9 protein-coding genes and 1 rRNA gene are annotated in these 6,265 nt (G+C 73.4%); 4 read left to right on the top strand and 6 right to left on the bottom strand.

Annotated elements, in window-relative coordinates:
* Window positions 1-95: 95 nt before the first annotated feature.
* Window positions 96-1,085 (bottom strand): SDR family NAD(P)-dependent oxidoreductase, encoded by a 990-nt coding sequence (locus ACWGJO_RS12300; RefSeq protein WP_452183367.1) that lies wholly within the window; start codon window positions 1,083-1,085, stop codon window positions 96-98.
* A 70-nt stretch (window positions 1,086-1,155) separates the two neighbouring features.
* On the opposite strand from ACWGJO_RS12300, the gene ACWGJO_RS12305 reads away from it, so the two are divergent.
* Entirely contained in the window at window positions 1,156-1,605 is a 450-nt protein-coding gene (locus ACWGJO_RS12305) for a MerR family transcriptional regulator (protein WP_452183368.1), read from the top strand.
* Here ACWGJO_RS12305 and ACWGJO_RS12310 read toward each other — a convergent pair.
* Complete coding sequence (locus ACWGJO_RS12310) at window positions 1,575-2,444, bottom strand: hypothetical protein (RefSeq protein WP_452183369.1); 870 nt, start codon at window positions 2,442-2,444, stop codon at window positions 1,575-1,577. The genes ACWGJO_RS12305 and ACWGJO_RS12310 overlap by 31 nt on opposite strands.
* Window positions 2,445-2,552: 108 nt before the next feature.
* Between ACWGJO_RS12310 and ACWGJO_RS12315 the strand changes: the two genes are divergently transcribed.
* From ACWGJO_RS12315 to ACWGJO_RS12325, 3 genes are all read left to right on the top strand, one after another.
* The gene (locus ACWGJO_RS12315) at window positions 2,553-3,044 is read left to right on the top strand and encodes a hypothetical protein (protein WP_452183370.1); all 492 of its coding nucleotides are present in this window, start codon (window positions 2,553-2,555) and stop codon (window positions 3,042-3,044) included.
* Window positions 3,045-3,100: 56 nt separating this feature from the next.
* Window positions 3,101-3,241 carry a hypothetical protein gene (locus tag ACWGJO_RS12320; protein WP_452183371.1) on the top strand — a complete coding sequence of 47 codons (141 nt, stop codon included), beginning with the start codon at window positions 3,101-3,103 and terminating at the stop codon, window positions 3,239-3,241.
* Window positions 3,242-3,359: 118 nt separating this feature from the next.
* Window positions 3,360-4,031 (top strand): DsbA family oxidoreductase, encoded by a 672-nt coding sequence (locus tag ACWGJO_RS12325; protein WP_452183372.1) that lies wholly within the window; start codon window positions 3,360-3,362, stop codon window positions 4,029-4,031.
* 195 nt (window positions 4,032-4,226) lie between these two features.
* On the opposite strand, the gene ACWGJO_RS12330 is transcribed toward ACWGJO_RS12325, so the two are convergent.
* From ACWGJO_RS12330 to rrf, 4 genes are all read right to left on the bottom strand, one after another.
* Entirely contained in the window at window positions 4,227-4,484 is a 258-nt protein-coding gene (locus tag ACWGJO_RS12330) for a hypothetical protein (RefSeq protein ID WP_452183373.1), read from the bottom strand.
* 64 nt (window positions 4,485-4,548) lie between these two features.
* Complete coding sequence (locus tag ACWGJO_RS12335; protein WP_452183374.1) at window positions 4,549-4,902, bottom strand: antibiotic biosynthesis monooxygenase family protein; 354 nt, start codon at window positions 4,900-4,902, stop codon at window positions 4,549-4,551.
* 138 nt (window positions 4,903-5,040) lie between these two features.
* Complete coding sequence (locus tag ACWGJO_RS12340) at window positions 5,041-5,997, bottom strand: N-acetyltransferase family protein (protein WP_452183375.1); 957 nt, start codon at window positions 5,995-5,997, stop codon at window positions 5,041-5,043.
* Window positions 5,998-6,174: 177 nt separating this feature from the next.
* Window positions 6,175-6,265: ribosomal RNA gene (rrf, locus tag ACWGJO_RS12345) — 5S ribosomal RNA — on the bottom strand; the annotation flags it as partial.

Genomic DNA, 6,265 nt, shown 5'->3' on the forward strand with positions numbered 1-6,265 from the left:
GAGTGGGAAGTCGGCCGGGCCGACTTCCCACTCCCCGGTCCCCGGTGAGCGGCGGCACTGCCGGATGTCCCTGAAGCGGCGCCCGGGCCGGCGGTTCAGCGCGGTGCCGGGGTGGCGCCGGTCGCGGCCAGCGAGAGCTCCCAGAGGCGGGCCGCCCCGTCCGGGTCGAGGGCGTACGGGCGGACGCCGCCGTCGTCCATCGGGGTGTCCGGGCCGCTGACGCGGGCGACCTCGCAGTCCTCCAGGTAGAGCCCGCCGCGGCCGTCGAGCAGCGGGGAGGTGGCCGCCCACAGACCGGTGGCCGCGCCCTGGGAAGGGGACTTGAAGTCCGCGCCGATCACGTTTCCCCGGTCGTCCACCCAGCCGCGCTCGACCTGCTCCCGCCGGGTCATCTCCCGCTGGAGCCCGGTGATGATCTTCCCGGGGTGGAGCGCGAACGCCCGGACGCCGTCGCCCCGGCCGAGCGCGTCGAGGTACACGGCGAACAGGGAGTTGGCGGTCTTGGACTGGCCGTACGCCAGCCACTTGTCGTAGCCGGTGCGGAAGTGCGGATCGTGTCGGCGGATGTCGGTCAGGGCGTGCCCGGCGGAGCTGTTGACGACGACGCGCGCGCCGTCCGGGGCGGCGGCCAGCAGCGGGTACAGCTCGCACGCGAGGAGGAAGTGCCCCAGGTGGTTGGTGGCGAACTGCCCCTCCCAGCCCGGCCCGACGCGCCGCTCGGGGGTGGCCATGACGCCGGCGACGGCCAGCAGCAGGTCGAGGCGGTCCGTGGTTTCGCGGATCAGCCCGGCGGCGGCACGGACGCTCACGGGGTCGGCGAGGTCCATCGGGACGACCCGGCCGCCGGTTCCGGCGAGTGCGGCACGGGCGGTGTCCGGGCGGCGGGCCGGGACGATCACGGTGGCGCCGGCGGCGGTCAGCGCCCGGGTGGTCTCCAGGCCGAGGCCGGAGTAGCCGCCGGTCACGACGGCGGTGCGGCCGGAGAGGTCGAGGCCCGCCAGGACGTCCTCGGCGGTGCTGGCTGCGGAGAAGGGCGAGCCGATCGGCTGCTGCCGGCCGGCGGTGGCCTTGCTGGTGGCGGTCATGGCGACGACGGTAGGAAGTGGAGCGCGGTCTAGATCAAGCCCCGCGGTCCCGCTCCTATGCTCTGACGCCATGACGGAACTCAGCATCGGCGAAGTGGCCGAGCGCACCGGGCTCAGCGTGCACGCCCTGCGCTTCTACGAGCGCGAGGGCCTGCTGGTCGGCCCGGTGCGGCGCACGGCGGGCGGGCGCAGGCGGTACGCCGGGCTCGACGTGCAGTGGCTGGAGATCTGCATCAGGCTGCGCGAGTCCGGCATGCCGCTCGCCGACCTCCGCCGCTTCGCCGACCTGGTGCGGCAGGGGCCGGGCAACGAGGCCGAACGGCTGCGGCTGCTGGACGCCCACCGGCAACGGGTCGACGAGCGGATCCGGGAGCTGGAGGAGTGCCGTTCGCTGATCGCCTGGAAGACCGCCGTCTACGCCGACCACCTGGCGCGCGGCGAGGCCGCCGGGCTCTGGGACCCGACGGCGGGCCGGCCGGCGGCTCCCGGTCAGTCGTCCTCGCCCTCGTCGAGGTCGTAGGGCGGGATGGTCCAGCGCAGGACCGTGCCGCCGGCCCCGTCGGCTTCGAGGGTGACCGGGAAGACCTGGCCGCAGTCCCGCCCGCCGTGGTGCCGGACGGCGTGGTCGCCCGGGTCCCAGTCGATCCCGAGCACCTGGCAGCCGCCGACCTCGATCGCGCCCACGTGCAGCGAGTGGTGCAGGCCGGCCCGCCGGAAGCGGAGGTAGTCGACGTGCTTCTCCACCATGGTCGCCACTCCCCTGCCGCGCAGGCCGCCCTGCCAGGTGCTGATCTCGACCTCCCGCGCGACCGCCTCCGCGACCGGGAGGTCGAGCCACCCGTACGGCCCGTCCTCCCCGCCGTGCGGGGAGAGCCGCTCGCCGCCGAACCGCTCGTGCGCGTCCTTCCCGTACCGGCCCCAGAAGGAGAGGTCCGCGAGTCCGTCGGCCGGTTCGTGCTCCAGCCCCGTCCAGGCGTCCAGCCCCACGGCGTCGCCGACCGCCATGCCGCCCCGGTCGACCGGCAGGTCCCCGAGCAGCACCGGCACCGCCGGGTCCGCGCCCGTGGGCCAGGGCAGGCCGAGGGCGATCTCCAGCGTCGCGATCGTCGGCTCCTCGTCGAAGGCCGAAGGCTCCGTGGTGGCCCGCACCGCCAGCGGCCGGTCGGCGGCGGCCCGGACGGCGACCGCCTCGTACTCCCACTCCTGGAGGTGCCCGCCGCCCGCCTCCGCCGCAGCCGCGGCGCGCACCGACAGCGGCTCGCCCACCCTCGGCCACTCGTCGATCCAGCTGGCCATCGCCAGCACCACCACCCCGGAGGGCGCCGTGACAAATCCCAGGTCAACGAAGGTTTCGGACATCCGCCGATTATCTCCGGGCAGGACGTCTGCCTCGTCGCACAGCCCGGCCCGGTGAATCTCGACGATCTCGCTCGGCAGCGGCATTCCGACGGCGGAACAGAGCCTGCGATGGCGGAATACCTGGCCCGCCAGGGGCAGTTGGAGCTGCTGATCGAGACCGCCCGGGACCGCGGTGAGTGGTTCTGCGCCGAGATGGCGGTCAGCGAGCTGTGCGCGGTGGGGGAGTTCGAACGGGCCCTGACGGTCCTGGAGCCGTCCGTCGCGGTCGGCTGGCCGTTCGCCGTACGGGAGTCCGCCACGATCATGGTCCGGCAGGGCCGGATCGAGGAGGGGCTGGCGCTGGTGCGTCCGGACGCGGCCGGCCTGAAGTCGGCGCACGACTGCCGCTGGTTCGCCGAGGCGCTGGTGGAGACCGGGCGGGTGGATGAGGCCGTCGAGGCGCTCACGCCCCACCTCGGGGAGCCCTGGATCCTGGAGTCCCTGGTCCATCCGACCGACGGGGAGCACCGTGACGCCCGTGTCCTGGAGCTGCCCGCCCCGTGCGCCGAGCGGGCCCTGGGCGGCACGCTGGCCGCCGGCGGCACGCGGAAGACGCCCTGAACCGGTACGCGGACGCGCTGGAGAAGCAGGGGCGGGTCCGGGAGGCCGAAGCCGTCGTGCACGAGGCCCTCGAAGCGGACGGCCGGCACGCCCGTCGGCACCTCATGGCCTTCCTGGCCCGCCAGGGACGCCTCGCCGAGGCCGTCGCCGCCGTCCCCACGGTGTCCGCCCAGCGCGAGGCCTGGGACCGGCGCTGAGACAGGCGGCCGCCGACCGACCTGGATATTTCAGTGAGAGAAATATCCAGGTGGACGGAGGCGTTCCGGCAGGAGTCGGCGCGGGAGGTCCGCGCGAGGCTGGAAGGAGTGCGGCGCCGTGCGCGTGGAGATCTGGAGCGACATCAACTGCCCGTGGTGCTACATCGGCAAGGCCCGGTTCGAGCAGGCGCTGGCGGCGTTCCCGCACCGCGAGGAGGTGGAGGTCGTCCACCGCTCCTTCGAGCTGGACCCGCGGGCGCCGCACGAGGCCCGTCCGGTGCTGCCGCTGCTCGCCGCCAAGTACGGGATGAGCCTGGAGCAGGCCGAGGCGGCGGAGGCCCGGATCGCGGAGAACGCGCACGCCGAGGGCCTGCCGTACCTGCGCGAGGGGCGCGACGCGGCGAACTCCTTCGACATGCACCGCCTGCTGCACTTCGCCGAGGAGCACGGCCGGCAGGGGCAGCTGCTGGACGCGCTGTACCGGGCGAACTTCGCCGAGGAGCGGTCGGCCTTCGAGGCGGGCCGGCTGGTCGAGCTGGCGGTCGACGCGGGGCTGGACGGCGAAGCGGCCGCGGCGGTCCTGGCCGACCCGGAGGCGTACGCCGAGGCGGTGCGCGAGGACGAGGCCACGGCGAGCGCCATGGGGGCGACGGGCGTGCCGTTCTTCGTCCTGGACCGGCGGCTGGGCGTCTCGGGCGCTCAGCCCTCGGAGACGTTCAGCCGGGCGCTGGAGCAGGCCTGGGAGAACCGGGTCGCCCTGCCGCTGACGCCGCTCGTGCCCAAGGACTGAGCAGCCGCGGGAGCAGGAAGTCGGCCCGGCCTGCTTCCTGCTTCCTGCTTCCTGCTTCCTGCTTCCTGCTTCCTGCTTCCTGCTTCCTGCTCCAGGAACGGTCCTGCCGGTCGGGCGGAGGCGGCGTAAAGCAGTGGGCCGGGCACCGTCCGCCCCACGGTTACGGTCTCGGGGACGGACCGACCTGACGAAGGACTACCCGCGGTCGAGGGACCTCAGGAACTCCGGCCGCAGCCGCCAAGGACTGCCGTCCTCGGTCTCGACCTGGTACACGGGCCCGACGTGGCCACCGTCGCGGTCATCGGCCTCGACGACGCATTCGACGACCACGCCCCGGGTGCCGAGGATCTCGCCGCCCAGGTGGCCGAGTTCGGGGCGCGGCGGGTCCGGGGTGGTCAGTGCCACCCGCTCACCGCGGGCGAACGTGGCCTCGTCGGGCCAGGGAGTCGTCATACCACCAGGTTATGGGCCTCGCCCCGCCGTCCCGTGCCCGACGATGCGGCCGGGCTCCGGGGAGCTACTCCCGCACGAACCCGTGGCTCCGCTCCACCTTCGCGACGTGCAGCGTGTAGCGCTCGTACCACTCGGCCCGGCCGCGCTTCTGCGCCGCGCGGTGCTCGGCGTTGGTCCGCCACTCCGTGAGGGCGTCGGCATCGCGGAAGTACCCGACGGTGATGGACAGCCCGCCGGGAGTCTGCGCGTGGTCCATCCCCAGGTACCCCGGGATGTCCTTCACCAGGTCTTCCATACGGTCGTTGGTCTCGCTGTAGCCGGCCCGCTCCTGGGTCGGCACCGCGGTGAAGACCGCCGCGTAGTAGGGGGTTTCAAAGGCCTCGACGGGCACGGCAGGCACATTCGCATCATTGCTCACGGCGTCACCGTAGGACGGGACCCACCCGGCGTACCAGCGTCTTTGCCGAACAGGATCCACAAGGGATCCCGTTCTTTGCCAAGCCGCCCGGGTCCCTCCGACAACGAACACCGGGGCGAACGCCGGCCGGTGCGGGTCCTAGTCGTAGAAGAACTGGCGGAGGTCCTCGACCGAGCCCGGGCCGAAGAGGAAGGCCTCGAACCCGTTGACCGCGCGGTTCGGTGGCGGCCCGTCGGCTGACAGCCGCCGCAGCCAGGCCTCGCCCTGCTCCCCCACCGCGTGGACGGAGGAGAGCAGTTCGGCCATCCCCGCCGGGCGGGGCGGGACCACTCCGGTGACGGGGACGAGCTCCCAGCCGCCCGCCCGGGCGGCGAGCCGGAGCGCACCCGCCCAGGTGGCGATCCGGCAGAGCCGGTTGCGCAGGGGCAGTTCGACGGACGGGTCCAGGTATCCGAGTCCGACGGTCGCGGCGGCGAGGTCGTCCATCACCTGCCGTTCGAGGGCGGTGCGGGTCCAGAGGCCCTCCTGGGCATCCTCGATGGCGGCGTGCCACCACTCCCAGGCGCTGTCGAGACGCGCCGCGGACTCGTCCACCCGGCCGGGTCGCAGACCGGTCGGCGTCGGAGATCCGGACGTGCCGCTCCGCGGTCGATGGAGGTAGAACAGTTCCGGGTCGCCCTCGTCGAGGCCGTGGAGAAGGCCGGCCGGCCGCCACCCGGCCCGTTGCAGCAGCCGCCGCATCGGATGGTTGGAGACGTTCGTCGAGGTGAACAGCTTCGGGGTCTCGCAGGAGGCCGCCGCGGCGTCCAGCAACCGACGGCCGACACCGGAGCCACGAGCGGACGGTCCGACCATCAGCATCGTGACGAAGCCCTGCTCGAAGAACGTGTCCTCGACGACGCAGTAGCCGAGCGGGCCGGACGCGCCTTCCGCCACGAACACCGGGCTGATCGGGCCCTGTCGGCACCACCCGCGGATGCTCGCCGCCCGGTCCTCGTCGCCTTCGAGCGCGACCGAGTCGATACCGACCAACGCGTCCGCGTCGGCCTCCCTGCCGCGCCGCACGACGAACTCACCCAGGTCCACTGCGTCCATGGGGACATGCTGCCAGTTCGGGCCGATGCCACCGCCTACCGCGGGCCGGGCCCCGCCCGCTCGCCACTCCGGCGAGCGGGCGGTCCTCATTCCAGGGCTTGTTCCGAGGCATTCGACCGTCCCGGAAACGCGAAGAACCCCCATCCGGATCCCGGATGGGGGTTCTTCTGAAGAATTGTTCGGCGGCGTCCTACTCTCCCACAGGGTCCCCCCTGCAGTACCATCGGCGCTGTAAGGCTTAGCTTCCGGGTTCGGAATGTAACCGGGC

The organism is Kitasatospora sp. NPDC054795, assembly GCF_053611565.1.